The organism is Brachybacterium sp. AOP42-C2-15 (genome assembly GCF_052377065.1).
Taxonomy (GTDB): domain Bacteria; phylum Actinomycetota; class Actinomycetes; order Actinomycetales; family Dermabacteraceae; genus Brachybacterium.
In genome coordinates this window covers 1-14397 of sequence record NZ_JBQSWK010000055.1, presented here as the reverse complement: position 1 = coordinate 14397, position 14397 = coordinate 1, and the positions used below count along the sequence as shown (strand labels likewise).

Sequence of the window (14397 nt, the reverse complement as noted above, 5' to 3'; positions counted from 1 at the left end):
GCGCATCCGGGGCGGGTGACCCGCCTGGTGAGCCTCGGCGGCTCCGCCTCGGCGCAGCAGGGTCAGGTCGACTCCGTGTTCTTTCCCGGGGTGATCGAGGCTGTGCGGAAGGAGGGGATGGAGTCGTTCTGCATCGGTCAGGGCCTCAGCCCCGACGTCACCTCTCGGCGGGCCCGCGCGACACGTACCGCTTTCCTCGCGGCCGACCATCTCGCGGTCGCGGCACTGCTCAGCGCCACCGATGACACCCCGGGGGTGCCCGATGACGTGCTCGAGGAGTGCATGGTGCCGGCCCTGTGGGTGGCGGGGACCGAGGACCACCCGCGCTTCGAGGACTCCCAGCGGGCTGCCGCACTGATGCCGGACGCGGAGTTCGTGCCGCTGCCCGGGCGCGACCACGGCGGCACGCTGTTCCCCTCGGATGAGGTGCTCGCGCACGCCCTGCCGTTCCTGCGCTGAGAGTTCCTGCAGTGAGAGTTGGAGCTCCTGCTCCGCTCCCGGTCCGCCGGGTGATCGCGCTGTCCCGGGCCTCGCGCTGGTCCCCGGGCTCGCGCTAGTCCCCGGTGCTCGCGCTGGTCCCCGGGGGCTCGCGTTGGTCAGAGGACCTGGCGGAGCAGCGCCACCAGGGCGACGACGACGATGATGCCGCGCAGCAGCCACTCGGGCATCCGTTTGGCCAGGTGGGCACCGAAGTACCCGCCCAGCAGAGCCCCCACAGCGATGGCTGCGGTGGCGAGCCACACGATCTCCACCCCGAGCACGAAGTGCGCGATGACGTAGACGGTTGCCGCGGCGAGGTTCACCACCAGGCTGAGCAGGTTCTTGATGCTGTTGACCGAACCCATCGGCCGGCCGGTGAAGATGCCGAGGATGCCCAGATAGAGCACCCCCTGCGCTGCGGTGAAGTAGCCGCCGTAGACCGACGCACCGCCCATCGCGGCGATCAGCCCCGGAGACCGATATGGGCTGCGCTGCTCGGCTGCCTCCGTTGCTGGCCCCTCGGCGACGGTCCGGCGGCGGGCCGACCGGCGATCCTGCCGATCGCGCAGGAACGCGGTGAGGCGCTTCTGGAAGATCACCATCGCCAGGGCGACGATGATCAGCACCGGCACCACGACGTCAAGCGCCTGTGCCGGGGAGATCAGCAGCAGGAGCGCTCCGAGGGTCGCGCACACCGCCGTGACGAGCAGCAGCGGCCGAAGGTTCCCCTTCTCCTGGGCGATCTCCCGGCGGTACCCGTAGGTGGAGCCGATGGTGGAGAACAGGATCCCGATGGTGTTGGTGCGCACGGCGACCCCGGGCGGGATGCCGAGGGCGAGGAGCACGGGGAGGGTCAGCAGGGAGCCCGAGCCGACTGCCGCGTTGATCGCACCGGCGAGGGTGCCCAGGGCGAGCAGGAGGATCAGCGAGAGGGGTTCCACGGGCGTCGACCCTACTGCGCACGGAGCCGCGGCGAGCGGACGTCCGCCCGGTGGCGCGCGCGCGGAGAGGCGCGGCGCGTCAGCGGGTCAGGTCCTCCAGCACCTCGTGCAGGACCTGGGCATGGTTGTGCTCGGTGTCCTTCGCGGCGAACAGGAGCACGATCCTCCGGGCCTCGGCCTCGTTCGCCCGGTCCAGCAGCGCCTGAGGAGCGTCGCTGGTCTCGAGCTCGTGGCGGTACCTGGCCGAGAACTCCTCGAAACCCAGCTCATCGCCGTGGAATACCTTCCTCAGCTCGGAGCTGGGGGCGACGTCCTGGTCCCAGTCGTCGTGCGCGAGCCGCTCCTTCTTGATGCCTCGGGGCCACAGCCGATCCACCAGCACCCGGTATTCGTGAGCGGCGGAGCCCTCGTCGTCCAGCACGTCGTGAACGCGCTCCAGGGTGATCTCGGGGGTGCTCATGATCCGATCCTTCCTGTGGTGGAGCAGACAGGGCCCGGTCTGCGCCGAGGGCGAGCCGGGCCCTGAGGTCAGGGGGCGAGCAGCCGCTCACGCGGGCGCGGGCCGGTCGAAGGGGAGCGCTCAGGCGAGCGCGGCCTGCGCTGCCTCGTAGTCGGGCTCCTCGGAGACCTCGCCGACCTGCTCGGTGTAGAGGACGTTGCGGGTCTCGTCGGTGATGATCACCGCGCGGGAGAGCAGCCCGGCGAGCGGTCCATCGCTCATGGTCACGCCGAAGTCCTCACCGAAGGAGGAGCGGAAGGCGGAGCCGGTGACGACGTTCTCGATGCCCTCGGCGCCGCAGAAGCGGGCCTGGGCGAAGGGCAGGTCCTAGGAGACGCAGACGACCACGGTGTTCTCGAAGCCCGCAGCGAGCTCGTTGAACTTCCGCACGCTCATCGCGCAGGTGCCGGTGTCCACCGAGGGGAAGATGTTCAGGACCACGCGCTTGCCGGCGAGGTCGGCGCTCGAGACGGCACCGAGGTCCTGGCCGACGAGCTCGAAGGCCGGCAGGGCAGAACCCGTGGCCGGCAGCTCGCCGACGGTGCTGATGGGAGTGTTCTTGAAGGTGATGGAAGCCATGACTCCATCATCTTCTTCGGAGCTGAGCGGCACAAGCCGCTTCCTGGGAGCCGGCCTCGGCACAGCGCGAAGGCCGGGACCGCCAGGTCAGTCCATCGTCTCCCGCAGCCGCTCGGTCTGCTCCTCGACGTCGAAATCGGCGACGTGCCACTGCGGGTCGATGCCCTCGAGGGCGTTCAGCAGCAGCTGCTGGACTGCGATCCTGGCGTACCACTTGCGGTCGGCGGGGATCACGTTCCAGGGGGCCGCGACCGTCGAGGTCGCCCTCAGCGCCCGTGTGTACGCCTGCATGTAGTCATCCCAGTGCTGGCGCTCGTCGACATCACCCGGGTTGAACTTCCAGTGCTTGTCCGGGCGCTCGAGCCGTTCCATCAGCCGCTCCCCCTGCTCCTGACGGGAGATGTGCAGCATGACCTTCACGATCGTCGTCCCCGCCTCGGTGAGCTCCCGCTCGAAGGCGTTGATGGCGGTGTACCGCTCGCGGATCTCTTTCGCGTCGGCCCAGCCGTGCACGCGATGGATCAGCACATCTTCGTAGTGCGAGCGGTCGAAGACCCCGATCATACCCGGAGCTGGGGTGCGCTTGCGGATCCTCCAGAGGAAGTCATGGCGCTTCTCCGCCGGGGTCGGGGCCTTGAAAGCGGCGATGTCCACGCCCTGCGGGTCCACGTTCCCCACCACATGGCGCATGATGCCGCCCTTGCCGGAGGTGTCCATCCCCTGGACGACCAGCAGCACGGAGCGGCCGCCCTCCTGACCATGGTGGGCCGCGTACAGGCGCTCCTGGAGCTCGTCGAGCTCGCCATCGCGATCCGCGAGCACCTCCTTGCCGTCGTCCTTCTTCCCGTCGAAGCCGGGGGTGGCGCGGGGGTCGAGCTCGGTGACCTCGCCCTTCCACCCGGATTCGATCAGAAAGCCGGTGGGCGTCTGGTCTCTGGGCGCTGACTGCTTCGGTGTCTTCGAGGTCTTCGGCTTCTTCGACATGAACGCAGGGTAGCCCGGGCGGCTCCCCGAGGTGGGGCTTCGCCGCCGATTTGACTCCACCGTCCGGTCGGCGGAATGTCGTCGCATGACCTTCACCGCCATCACCAATGCCCATATCGTCCCCATCGAGGGCGAGCCCTTCGACGGGACGCTCCTGATCCAGGACGGACGGATCACCGATCTCGGGCCCGACCTGGAGATCCCTGCAGATGCCGAGGTGCTCGACGCGGCGGGCGGCTGGCTGCTGCCGGGGTTCATCGACGCCCACGTGCACCTCGGCGTGTGGGAGGAGGGCGAGGGCTGGGCCGGCCAGGACACCAACGAGATGACCGACCCGGTGATGGCCGCGGCACGCGCGATCGACGCGATCAACCCCGTCGAGGTCGGCTTCGACGACGCGATCATCGGCGGCATCACCGCGGTGAACGTCAATCCCGGCTCCGGGAACCCGATCGGTGGCCTCGCGGTCGCGATCCGCACCCATGGCCGCGTGGTGGACGACATGGTGCTGCGCAGCCCCTCCGGGCTCAAGGCCGCGCTCGGCGAGAACCCCAAGCGCGTCTACGGGGAGCGGAACCAGACCCCCTCGACCCGACTCGGCGTGGCTCTCACGATCCGTCAGGCCTTCGCGAAGGCCCGCGCCTGGAGCGCGAAGCCCGTCGAGGAACGCGATGCGGATCTGGTCTCCGAGGCGCTCACCCGGGTGCTGGAGCGCGAGATCCCGTGGCGCCAGCACTCGCACCGGGCCGACGACATCGCCACCGCCCTGCGGCTCGCCGAGGAGTTCGGCTACGAGCTGGTGCTCGACCACGGCACCGAGTCGTACCTGATCGCCGACCGGATCGCGGCCGCCGGGGTGCCGGTGCTCTACGGACCGCTGATCGTCTCCCGCTCCAAGGTGGAGGTCCGGAACCGCACCCCGCAGGCGCCCGGGATCCTCACCGCGGCAGGGGTGAAGGTCTCGATCATCACCGACCATCCGGTGGTGCCGATCGAGTTCCTCATCGACCAGGCGGCTCTCGCCGTCAAGCACGGCATGGCCTCGGCCGACGCGCTGCGGGCGATCACCCTGAACCCGGCCGAGGTGCTGGGGATCGCCGATCGGCTCGGCTCCCTCGCCCCGGGCAAGGACGCGGATCTGGTGCTCTGGGAGGGCGATCCGCTGGATGTGCGGAACCGGACGCTGCGGGTATGGCAGAGCGGCCGCGAGGTCATGCATCGCGACGACGCCGGCGAGCCGGTGATAGCCGCGCGCTGAGGAGGCGGGCGGCCCGCCCGGCGCTCAGCCTTCGTAGGCTGGCGGGCCGTCCTCGGAGGCGGGCTCCTCGGCCGTGAGCGGCAGGTGGAACCGCTCCCGGGCGTTCTCCGGCACCAGGTCCAGGTGCTCCGCGAGGTTCTTGCGGATCAGGCGGTGCACGAGCGGGCAGTAGGGATGCAGCTGCAGTCCTCGCTCGCGGAGGTCGGCGAACATGCCACGGACGAGCTGGCCGGCCAGGCCCTGTCCCTGGAACGCCTCGTCGATCTCGGTGTGCACCGCTGCGAGAACTTCCCCGCGCAGCCGGTAGTCCACGAATCCGGCCGTGGTCCCGTCCACGCGGATCTCGTAGCGCGAGTTCTCGGGGCTGTCGATGACAACGGTGTCCATGGCGTCTCCTGCCGACGGTGGGGTCCGGGCGGGTGCTGTGCCCGGTCCCCACCGTAGTGCGGGGTCATGATGCCCGGCCAGGGTGCGCAGCCAGGGCGCTCGGCTGCGGCGCACAGTCGCAGTGCACAGCCGCAGTGCACAGCGAGCACCAGTCGTCGAGCGCACGACCGCAGTACCCAGCGAGCATCAGTCGTCGAGCGCGCGGCGATCGTCAGTCGTCGATCCTGACCTCACCGGTCTCGACGTCGACCTCCACGTCGACGTCGCCGCCGTCGGCCCGGTCGATGTCGATCTGGTAGCGGATCTTGCCGTCGTCGGAGTCCAGGTCCCAGCCGCTGACGCGCCCGGGCTCCTCACCGAGGGCGATCTCGATCGCCTCGGCGTAGGCCATCGGGGAGGTCACGTCGACCACGGGGTCCTGGTCGTCGTCATCATCGGTGTCGTGTGCGGTGACCTCGCCGGTGGTGGCGTCGATGTCGAGCTCGTGCTGGGTGCCGTCCGCGATGAGCTCGAGCTCCCACTCCCAGGCGCGGTCATCGTGGTCGATCTCGATCTGCACGAGCTCGCCGCCGCCCACGGTCTCGGTGGCGATCTCGAGTGCTCGTTCGGCGGTGATCGGCAGCTCCTCGGTGGCGAGATCCGCGTCCTCGGGCAGTGCGGCCGCGGCGGGTTCCTGCTGCGCGGAGCCCGTCGCGCCGCCGTCATCGCTCGCAGCGCTGTCGTCGGTCGAGGTGTCATCGGCCGCGCCATCGTCGGTCGCAGCACCCTCGTCGGAGGCGTCACCTCCCTCCTGGGCGGTGCCGGACCCCTCGCTGGGCGCTGCGCCGTCCTCGCTCTGATCAGTGCCGCCGCAGCCGGCGGCGAGGGCGACGACGAGTGCCCCGAGCGCCGCGGCGCGGGCGGTGGTGCGGGGACGGATGAGGGTGCGGTTCATGGGGTGCCACCTTCCTGGAGGGGTGCTGCCACCCGCGGCGGCAGACTCCCGATGTCGAACAGTCACCCCAGGCTAGAACGGGGAAGGGGCCATGAGCGGATGCTGAGGAGACTCTCATCCGCCTCTCATCGGCTGTGGACCGAACGGTCCGGGTCGGGACCGTCGGCCCCTTTCCAGGTCCGCGATCCGGCTCTACAGTGAGGATGTCGTCCCTGCCGGAGCTCCTGCAGGTCTCCCGACCCCTTGGAAGGCGCCATGACCATGAACTCTCGCTGGCCCGACTCTCCTGCCACTGCCCCGACGGAGGAGGACCTCCGGCGGCTCCACGCCTGGTGGCGGGCCGCGAACTACCTGTCGGTCGGCCAGATCTACCTCAAGGACAACCCGCTGCTGCGCCGACCGCTGCAGCGGGAGCACGTCAAGCCGCGGCTGCTGGGGCACTGGGGCACCACGCCGGGCCTGACATTCCTGTACGCGCATGCGAACCGGTCGATCGCTCAGCGCGGGCTGAAGGCCATGTACATCACCGGCCCCGGTCACGGCGGCCCGGGACTGGTCGCCTCGACCTATCTCGAAGGCACCTACTCCGAGGTGTATCCGGCGGTGAGCGAGGACGAGGACGGGCTGGCTCGGCTGTTCACCCAGTTCTCCTTCCCCGGCGGGATCCCCTCGCACGTGGCCCCGGAGACGCCCGGTTCGATCCATGAGGGCGGCGAGCTCGGATACGCGCTCTCGCACGCCTACGGCGCGATGTTCGACAGCCCGGATCAGATCGCTTTCACGGTGATCGGGGACGGGGAGGCGGAGACGGGACCGCTGGCCACCTCCTGGCATTCCAACAAGTTCGTCAATCCCCAGAACGACGGCGTGGTGCTGCCGATCCTGCATCTGAACGGTTACAAGATCGCCAATCCGACGGTGCTCGCGAGAATCGGGGACGAGGAGCTCGCCTCGCTGATGCGCGGATACGGGCACACCCCGCTGTTCTTCACCGGCGGGTTCGACGATGAGGACCCGCTGGAGACCCATCGACGCTTCACGGAGGTCCTGGATCAGGCGCTCGATCAGATCGCGGAGATCAAGCAGCACGCGGCCGAGGATGCCAAGGCCGGTCGCGAGACCGAGCGCCCTGCCTGGCCGATGATCGTCTTCCGTACCCCGAAGGGGTGGACCGGGCCGAAGGAGATCGACGGCAACAAGACCGAGGGCTCCTGGCGCTCGCATCAGGTGCCGCTGGCCAACGCACGGGACACCGACGAGCATCTCGCGAACCTCGATTCCTGGCTGCGGTCCTACCGGCCCGAGGAGCTGTTCGACGAGGAGGGCAGGCTGCACGAGGACATCGCCGCCGCCGCGCCGACCGGTGAGCTGCGGATGTCCGCGAATCCCTCCACCAACGGCGGCTCGGTGCTCATCCCGCTGCGACTACCGGACTTCCGCGAGTACGCCGTGGAGGTCCCCCGTCCCGGAGGTGTGATCGCGGAGGCGACGAAGGTGCTGGGCACCTGGTTGCGGGATGTAGTCCGGGACAATCCGTCGAACTTCAGGATCTTCGGCCCGGACGAGACGGCGTCGAACCGGTTGCAGACGGTCTATGAGGCCACCGACAAGCAGTGGAACGCGGACTTCGAGGAACATGACCGCTCCGAGCATCTCGCCCGTGCCGGGCGGGTGATGGAGGTGCTCTCCGAGCACCAGTGCCAGGGCTGGCTCGAGGGATACCTGCTCACGGGCCGCCACGGCATGTTCTCCTCCTATGAGGCGTTCATCCACATCGTCGACTCGATGGTCAACCAGCACGCCAAGTGGCTCAAGGTGTCAGGTGAGCTCGAATGGCGCCGCCCCATCGCCTCGCTGAACTACCTGCTGAGCTCCCATGTATGGCGGCAGGACCACAACGGCTTCTCGCACCAGGACCCGGGCTTCATCGATCACATGGTCAACAAGAAGGCGGAGATCGTACGGGTCTACCTCCCGCCGGACGCGAACACGCTGCTGTCCACCTATGACCACTGCCTGCGCTCGAAGCAGTACGTCAACGTCGTCGTCGCCGGCAAGCAGCCGGGCCCGACCTGGCTGAGCATGGACGAGGCGGTCGTCCACTGCGCGCGCGGGCTGGGGATCTGGGACTGGGCGGGCACCGAGCAGAGCGGCCAGGAGCCGGAGGTGGTCCTCGCCTGCGCTGGGGACATCCCCACCATCGAGGTGCTCGCCGCGGCGAAGATCCTCCGTGCGGAGATCCCCGAGCTGCGGGTGCGGGTGCTGAACGTGGTGGATCTGATGCGTCTGCAGGACGACACCGAGCACCCGCACGGCCTCTCGCAGCGGGACTTCGACGGGTATTTCGGGCAGGACATCCCGGTGGTGTTCGCCTATCACGGCTATCCGTGGCTGATCCATCGCCTGGCCTACCGCCACGACCGCACCTCCCGGATCCATGTGCGCGGCTACAAGGAGGAGGGCACCACGACGACGCCCTTCGACATGCTGATGCTCAACGACGCGGACCGCTACCACCTGGTGATGGACGTGATCGACCGGGTCGAGGGGCTCAGCATCCGCTACGCCGGCCTGCGCCAGCAGATGGTGGATTCCCGCCTGCGGGCGCGGGCCTACGCCTACGAGCATGGGGAGGACGCCCCGGACATCGCCCAATGGCAGTGGGGAGACGGCGGCGATTCCGTCTCCGGCGGGGCCGCGGTCGACACCGGCGGAGACAACGCCTGAGGCCAGCGGCGAGGATTCAGGTCACCGCGCAGCGCTGCAGGTCCGGGACCTCTGCGCGCTGCGCGAATCCGGCCGCGACATAGGTCTCCACGGCGCCGGCCTGGGAGCGCGGGGTGCACACCAGCGCGCTCGAGGCTCCCAGGTCGCGCAGCTGCGCGGCGGCGGCACGGCAGATCGCACGACCGTGGCCGCGCCCGCGGTGGTCCGCGTGCACGCCCATCGGTTCGATGAGTCCGGGGCGGCCGACGCCGGCGGACCAGACGGTGACCACCGCGACTGCGGTGCTGTCACAGTCGCGGCCGAGCAGCGAGACGGCGTCGCGATAGGCCGGTGAGGTGGTCATGATGCGGAAGCGCTCATCAGTCACGCCGGGGCTGTCGAAGGCGGAGCGGTGCACGGCCGTGTACTCCGCGATGGTGTCGGCGCCGACCTGCTCGATGACGATCCCGGGCTCCTCGACCGGCGCGGCGAGGCCCCGGCGCAGGGGCACCCACGGCTCTCCCTCGCTCCAGCCGCGCCGCAGCAGCTCGGTGCGAAGACCATGCGCGGAATGCGCCTCCACGAAGGCCTGGCCCTCCGGCAGCACCGCATGCTCGGGCCGGGCGAGGGCCTCGGCCATGGAGCGGGCGAGTTCCTCGTCGGCGGCCAGAGCAGGATCCACAGCGGTGCGCACGAGGTCCGGCCCGTCCAACAGGCCGAGGGCGACCAGGCGATCCTCGCGGTGCCAGAGGCGCAGGTGCGCCGTAGCGGCCTCGGCCCCACGCAGGTGGTGCCAGCCGAGATCGCCGGGATGGAGATGGAACGGGCCATCCTCCCGCTGCCAGGTGCGCAGCGTCCCGATCGCGTGCTCGAGAAGGTCGGGGGTCGGGATGGTCAGCGTCGTCGCCATGACTGGATTCCACCATCGTCGGGGCTGACGGTCCAGAGGTTTTCTTCGCACGCGGACGGTGTTCTGGCTCTGGGGTGCTGATGAGGTGCGTCGAGGGGGCCACGAGAGGTGCCCTCGACGGCCGACACTACGATCAGGGCGAGGACGATCGGGTGACGCGCAGGCACGCGCAACGCCCACCGGGAGGGGACAGTCATGAACGACGCAGCAGCCGACGGCATCGAGTCTGTGCGGCGGATCGTGCGGGTCCGGGGCCGGGTGCAGGGAGTCGGTTTCCGGATGGATGCCGCCTCGGCGGCATCGCGGCTGGGTGTCGGCGGCACGGTGCGGAATCTGCTCGATGGCACGGTCGAAGCCGACGTCGAGGGCCCGCCGGAGGCCGTGGAGTCGATGATCGAGCACCTGCGAAAGGGTCCTTCGAGCGCCCGCGTCGACGGGATCGACGTACACCGGGAGGCACCGCGCGGGGCGGACTCGTTCCGGGTCACGGGCTGAACGGCGTCCGGAGCTGAACAGCATTGCGGGCCGGGAGGTTGCGCAGCCTGCGGGATCCCGCTGCCGGCGGTGTTACTGGAGGGGCGTCGCCTGTCGGCCGCGAGAGCGAGAGGTGAGCACGTAGTACGCGGCCAGGAGGGCGCCGGCGCTCACCATCGCAGTCGAGGTGAGTATCAGGACCCCCTGGCCGGCCCGGTCGATGATCAGCCCGCCCACGAGCGCACCGGCGGCGATCGAGATGTTGAAGACCGCGCTGTTCAGCGCAGTGCCCTCTTCGAGGACCTCACCGGCCTCGGAGCCCACGAAGGCCTGGATGGCCACCGAGATCGCTCCGACGAACAATCCCCACAGCGGCAGGATCGCGAGGGCCATGGCCGGGCTGTCCATGAGCAGGTGCACCGCGATCAGCGACACCCCCACCCCGGCGGAGACCACCAGCACGCCCCAGGGGGCGCTGCGGCGCAGCAGCGGGGCCACGGCGAAGTTGCCGATCAGTCCGGCGATGCCGTAGGCCAGGAGCATCATGCCCACATCGGTCACGGGCACATCCGCCCGCTCCAGCAGGATGGGGCTGACATAGGAGTAGGTGATGAACTGCGCGACCACCACCAGGAGGGTGAGGGCCACCGCGTAGCGCACCCCGCGAGTGCGGGCTGCGAGGAGCATCATCGCCGGGGTGACGTTGACCGGCGAGCGCACGGGACGCACCAGCACCAGGATCAGGAGGGCGACGACCGCAGCGACCGCTCCGACGATCGCGAAGGCGGCCCGCCACCCCATGTGGGTGCCGATCCAGGCGGCGACCGGCACGCCCAGCACCAGCGCAGCCCCCGCGCCGCTGAAGGCGATGGTCAGCGCCCGCGCGGCATGCTCCTTCCCGACCTGGCCGAGGGCAACGATCGCCATCACCGCCCAGTACAGGCCGATCGAGATGCCGGCGAAGAGGCGGGAGATCAGAAGCACCGCGAAGGTCGGGGCGATGACGCTCAGAGCGCTGGAGACGACGACGGAGGCGAGGGCGAGGACCAGCACGAGGCGGCGATCCATCCCGCGCACGATCACGGGGGTGAGGACGGCGACGATGCCGGCGAGGACACCGGGCACCGTGACCGTGAGGCCGGCCATGCCCTCGCTCACCCCGAGATCCGGTGCCATCACGCTGAGCACCCCGATGGGCAGCTCCTCGATGGTGATGAGCACGAAGATCCCGGCCGCGAGGGCCACGATCCCGGCCCAACGGCGTGCGCTGTCCACTGCTGCTGCTCCTCGTTCTCGGTCCGGTCCACTCACGATAGATCACCGCAGGTCGCACGATCACCGCAGGTCGCACGAACACCGCAGGTCGCGCGATCACCGCAGGTCGGACGAACCGATGGATGCCCTCCGACCCCTGCGACGCACGAGGGCCCCGGTCGCGTCGGGGCAACCGGGGCCCGCCTGGGGCGGCATCTCCCGCGGGGCCATCCCGCAGTTCCGCCTCGCGGCGTCACCTCGCGGGATCAGCTCGCGGCGTCAGATCACGCGTCAGATCACGGTGTCGAAAGCTGCGCCGATCTCCTGCTCCCCATCGTTGAACTGGAGGAACTTCCCGGCGGTGCCGGGACGCTCGATGGCGGCCGCGATGGTGCGGGCCACGTTGGCGCGCGAGACGGTGCCGCTCTCGGGCGCGCCGAGATCGATTCGTCCGGTCGGCTCCTCGAGGGTGAGGCCCGAGGGGCCGAGGATCGTCCAGGCCAGCTCGGTTCCCTGCAGGTGGGCGTCGGCCTGCGCCTTGGCCTCGGCATAGGCGTGGAAGGGCTCCGACTCAGGGATGCCGTGCTCCAGGCTCGCGCCGAAGTAGCTGACCATCACGTAGCGGCTCGCTCCGACGCGCTGAGCGGCGTCCATCGACGCGATCGCCGCCCGCTGATCGACCGCGATGGTGCGCTCCGGGTCCCCGCCGCCGGCGCCAGCGGACCACACCACTGCGTCCTTGCCGCGCAGCAGCTCGTCCCAGCCTCCGGCGTCGAGGCTCTCGATGTCGCTGAGCACCGCCTTCGCACCGGTGGCCTCGACCTCCCCCGCATGCTCCGGGTTCCGGATCACCGAGTGGACCGTGTGCCCGGCCTCCACGAGCAGCGGTGCCGCGAGCAGCGCGACCTTCCCATGTCCTCCGATAAGTGCAATATCCATGGCACCCACACTGTCACCGCCGCTACCAGGAGTCGAGGCCTCCCCCGCCATGTTCGCGGTGGGTGGACATCGGGCGGGCTCCCGGGCCGCGAGGGTGCGCACGCCCGTTATCCTGAGCCGGATCGCCGCGCGTGCGGCCGTCCCCTCGAGAGAAGGAACCTCAGCATGGCCGGTGGACTCGCTGCACTGCTCGATGACGTCGCCGCAATCGCGCGCCTGGCCGCAGCCAGCACGGACGACATAGCCGCCGCCTCCGTCAAGGCGAGCTCGAAGGCCATGGGCGTGGTGATCGATGATGCCGCGGTGACGCCCCAGTACGTGAAGGGGCTCCAGCCCAAGCGCGAACTGCCGATCATCTGGCGGATCACCAAGGGCTCCTTCCGCAACAAGCTCATCTTCATCCTGCCGGTCCTGCTGCTGCTGAGCATCTTCGCACCCTGGGCACTGACGCCGATCCTGATGCTCGGTGGCCTGTATCTGAGCTTCGAGGGCGCCGAGAAGATCTGGGAGCTGGTCAGCGGGAAGCCGAAGAAGGCGCCGGCCGCAGCTAAGGGAGCCGACGCCGAGGACAAGATCGTCTCGAGCGCGGTACGCACGGACCTGATCCTCTCCGCAGAGATCATGGTCATCTCCATGAACTCGATCGAGGCGGACTCGCTGTGGGCGCGCGCCGCCGTGCTCGTGGTGGTCGCGATCGGCATCACCGTGCTGGTGTACGGCGCTGTCGGCATCCTGGTGAAGATGGATGACGTGGGCCTGGCGATGGCCGCTGACAAGGACTCGGAGTTCAAGCAGAAGTTCGGCACCGGCCTGGTTCATGCGATGCCGAAGGTCATGACGGTGATCAGCTATGTGGGCATGGTCGCGATGCTCTGGGTGGGCGGCCACATCCTGCTGGTCGGCACCCATGACCTCGGGCTCGACCAGCCCTACGGCTTCGTCCACCACCTCGAGGGTCTGGTGGCCGGCGTCGCCGGTGTCGGCGGAGTGCTCGCCTGGCTGATCAACACGTTCTTCTCGTTCGTGCTCGGCCTGATCGTCGGCGGCATCGTCGCCGTCATCATGCACTTCCTGCCCTTCGGGCATCGCGGTGACGACGAGCACGGCGACGACGAGGGCAAGCACGCCGCGGCGAGCGCCGACGACACCCCCGGTACGGATGCCGCCGTCGGCTCCTCCACCGACTCAGGGAACCCAACGCCCCCCATGCCCCAGCGCTGAGGCGCCCCGCGGGCCCCACCGCGCCCGTCGGGACGCAGGCAACGCAGGCAACGCAGGCAACGCAGGCAACGCAGGCAACGCAGGATCGTACGAAAACGAGCCAGATCCTCACGGATTCTGGCTCGTTTTCGTCCTATCGCGACCCTGCCGGCCGGGGTCCCGGCGCTGGCCGGGGAACCAGCGCAGGCAGGGGAACCGGCGCTGGGTCAGGCGCCGGCCGGGGTCACGGGCGGCTCGGCGGACCAGGGGAAGACGATCCACTCATCGGTGCGGCGCCACACGTAGTCCGGGGAGACCACGGAGGCGGACTTCGCGTAGAGGACGGCGCTGCGGGCGTCGGCGCCCATCTCACGCAGCAGGTCCAGCACCAGGGCGAGGGTGCGGCCGGAATCGGCGACATCGTCGACGACCAGCAGGCGCTTGCCCTTGATCGACTCGGTGTCGAGCATCGGCGCGAGCAGCACCGGATCGGGCAGGGTCTCGTGGACGTCGGTGTAGAACTCGACGTTGATCGCATCGGCCAGCTTGAGGCCGAGGGCGTAGGAGAGCGAGCCTGCGGGCAGCAGCCCGCCGCGGGCAACGGCGATCACGATCTCGGGCTCGAAGTCGGAGTCAGCGATGTTCTGTGCCAACTCGCGCGAGGCAGTGCCGAACAGCTCCCAGCTCAGCACCTCCTTGACGACGAGGTCGGAGGAATCGGCGTGGAAGGCCTGGGACATCGGTTCGGTTCTCCTCGGGAGGGGCGATGCAGAGTGCTCCGATGGTAGCCGCCCCTGGCCCTGCGCTCGGGTGCTGGAGCCGTGGGTCTGCTCTCTTCCTCACAGCTCGCTC

The 14397-nt window shown here is 69.6% G+C and carries 14 protein-coding genes and 1 pseudogene; 5 read left to right on the top strand and 10 right to left on the bottom strand.

The genetic code is table 11. From position 1 onward, the window contains the following. Positions 1-459, top strand: a 459-nt coding sequence (locus ACT3SQ_RS17890) for an alpha/beta fold hydrolase (RefSeq protein ID WP_444601535.1), incomplete at its 5' end; no start/stop codon positions are given. Positions 460-596: 137 nt separating this feature from the next. Here ACT3SQ_RS17890 and ACT3SQ_RS17885 read toward each other — a convergent pair. The 4 genes and pseudogenes from ACT3SQ_RS17885 to ACT3SQ_RS17870 form a co-directional block, all read right to left on the bottom strand. After that, on the bottom strand, positions 597-1421 hold the full coding sequence (locus ACT3SQ_RS17885; protein WP_441444308.1) for a sulfite exporter TauE/SafE family protein: 825 nt from the start codon (positions 1419-1421) through the stop codon (positions 597-599). Positions 1422-1500: 79 nt separating this feature from the next. Continuing rightward, a complete protein-coding gene (locus tag ACT3SQ_RS17880) occupies positions 1501-1881 on the bottom strand; it encodes a DUF488 domain-containing protein (protein ID WP_441444307.1) in 381 nt (126 codons plus the stop codon). A gap of 120 nt (positions 1882-2001) precedes the next feature. After that, positions 2002-2499: pseudogene (tpx, locus tag ACT3SQ_RS17875) on the bottom strand (thiol peroxidase). Positions 2500-2586: 87 nt separating this feature from the next. After that, positions 2587-3483, bottom strand: a complete 897-nt coding sequence (locus tag ACT3SQ_RS17870) for a polyphosphate kinase 2 family protein (RefSeq protein ID WP_441444306.1) — start codon at positions 3481-3483, stop codon at positions 2587-2589. Positions 3484-3568: 85 nt separating this feature from the next. Between ACT3SQ_RS17870 and ACT3SQ_RS17865 the strand changes: the two genes are divergently transcribed. Next, positions 3569-4741 (top strand): amidohydrolase, encoded by a 1173-nt coding sequence (locus tag ACT3SQ_RS17865; RefSeq protein WP_441444305.1) that lies wholly within the window; start codon positions 3569-3571, stop codon positions 4739-4741. Between the two features lie 24 nt (positions 4742-4765). Here the strand turns inward: ACT3SQ_RS17865 and ACT3SQ_RS17860 are convergent, their stop codons facing one another. Together ACT3SQ_RS17860 and ACT3SQ_RS17855 are read right to left on the bottom strand one after the other, a co-directional pair. Continuing rightward, positions 4766-5128: a GNAT family N-acetyltransferase gene (locus tag ACT3SQ_RS17860; protein WP_441444304.1), complete on the bottom strand. Its 363-nt coding sequence runs from the start codon at positions 5126-5128 to the stop codon at positions 4766-4768. 211 nt (positions 5129-5339) lie between these two features. Next, positions 5340-6062 (bottom strand): PepSY domain-containing protein, encoded by a 723-nt coding sequence (locus ACT3SQ_RS17855; RefSeq protein ID WP_441444303.1) that lies wholly within the window; start codon positions 6060-6062, stop codon positions 5340-5342. Positions 6063-6323: 261 nt separating this feature from the next. On the opposite strand from ACT3SQ_RS17855, the gene ACT3SQ_RS17850 reads away from it, so the two are divergent. Further along, complete coding sequence (locus ACT3SQ_RS17850; protein WP_441444338.1) at positions 6324-8789, top strand: phosphoketolase family protein; 2466 nt, start codon at positions 6324-6326, stop codon at positions 8787-8789. 16 nt (positions 8790-8805) lie between these two features. Here the strand turns inward: ACT3SQ_RS17850 and ACT3SQ_RS17845 are convergent, their stop codons facing one another. After that, entirely contained in the window at positions 8806-9678 is an 873-nt protein-coding gene (locus ACT3SQ_RS17845; RefSeq protein WP_441444302.1) for a GNAT family N-acetyltransferase, read from the bottom strand. Between the two features lie 195 nt (positions 9679-9873). Between ACT3SQ_RS17845 and ACT3SQ_RS17840 the strand changes: the two genes are divergently transcribed. Next, positions 9874-10173: an acylphosphatase gene (locus tag ACT3SQ_RS17840; RefSeq protein WP_441444301.1), complete on the top strand. Its 300-nt coding sequence runs from the start codon at positions 9874-9876 to the stop codon at positions 10171-10173. Between the two features lie 72 nt (positions 10174-10245). Here ACT3SQ_RS17840 and ACT3SQ_RS17835 read toward each other — a convergent pair whose 3' ends face one another. Further along, a complete protein-coding gene (locus ACT3SQ_RS17835) occupies positions 10246-11427 on the bottom strand; it encodes an MFS transporter (protein WP_441444300.1) in 1182 nt (393 codons plus the stop codon). A 270-nt stretch (positions 11428-11697) separates the two neighbouring features. Further along, on the bottom strand, positions 11698-12345 hold the full coding sequence (locus ACT3SQ_RS17830) for an SDR family oxidoreductase (protein ID WP_441444299.1): 648 nt from the start codon (positions 12343-12345) through the stop codon (positions 11698-11700). Between the two features lie 165 nt (positions 12346-12510). Between ACT3SQ_RS17830 and ACT3SQ_RS17825 the strand changes: the two genes are divergently transcribed. Further along, a complete protein-coding gene (locus ACT3SQ_RS17825) occupies positions 12511-13566 on the top strand; it encodes a DUF808 domain-containing protein (RefSeq protein ID WP_444601534.1) in 1056 nt (351 codons plus the stop codon). Between the two features lie 206 nt (positions 13567-13772). Here ACT3SQ_RS17825 and ACT3SQ_RS17820 read toward each other — a convergent pair whose 3' ends face one another. Then, positions 13773-14285: a phosphoribosyltransferase gene (locus ACT3SQ_RS17820; RefSeq protein WP_441444297.1), complete on the bottom strand. Its 513-nt coding sequence runs from the start codon at positions 14283-14285 to the stop codon at positions 13773-13775. Positions 14286-14397 lie beyond the last annotated feature (112 nt).

What these genes read in the sequence shown, in the direction of transcription:
- ACT3SQ_RS17850 (WP_441444338.1), top strand. Translation starts at nt 6,324, where the DNA reads ATGAACTCTCGCTGGCCCGACTCTCCTGCCACTGCCCCGACGGAGGAG.
- ACT3SQ_RS17830 (WP_441444299.1), bottom strand. Translation starts at nt 12,345, where the DNA reads ATGGATATTGCACTTATCGGAGGACATGGGAAGGTCGCGCTGCTCGCG.
- ACT3SQ_RS17825 (WP_444601534.1), top strand. Translation starts at nt 12,511, where the DNA reads ATGGCCGGTGGACTCGCTGCACTGCTCGATGACGTCGCCGCAATCGCG.
- ACT3SQ_RS17855 (WP_441444303.1), bottom strand. Translation starts at nt 6,062, where the DNA reads ATGAACCGCACCCTCATCCGTCCCCGCACCACCGCCCGCGCCGCGGCG.
- ACT3SQ_RS17820 (WP_441444297.1), bottom strand. Translation starts at nt 14,285, where the DNA reads ATGTCCCAGGCCTTCCACGCCGATTCCTCCGACCTCGTCGTCAAGGAG.
- ACT3SQ_RS17870 (WP_441444306.1), bottom strand. Translation starts at nt 3,483, where the DNA reads ATGTCGAAGAAGCCGAAGACCTCGAAGACACCGAAGCAGTCAGCGCCC.
- ACT3SQ_RS17845 (WP_441444302.1), bottom strand. Translation starts at nt 9,678, where the DNA reads ATGGCGACGACGCTGACCATCCCGACCCCCGACCTTCTCGAGCACGCG.
- ACT3SQ_RS17860 (WP_441444304.1), bottom strand. Translation starts at nt 5,128, where the DNA reads ATGGACACCGTTGTCATCGACAGCCCCGAGAACTCGCGCTACGAGATC.
- ACT3SQ_RS17880 (WP_441444307.1), bottom strand. Translation starts at nt 1,881, where the DNA reads ATGAGCACCCCCGAGATCACCCTGGAGCGCGTTCACGACGTGCTGGAC.
- ACT3SQ_RS17840 (WP_441444301.1), top strand. Translation starts at nt 9,874, where the DNA reads ATGAACGACGCAGCAGCCGACGGCATCGAGTCTGTGCGGCGGATCGTG.
- ACT3SQ_RS17865 (WP_441444305.1), top strand. Translation starts at nt 3,569, where the DNA reads ATGACCTTCACCGCCATCACCAATGCCCATATCGTCCCCATCGAGGGC.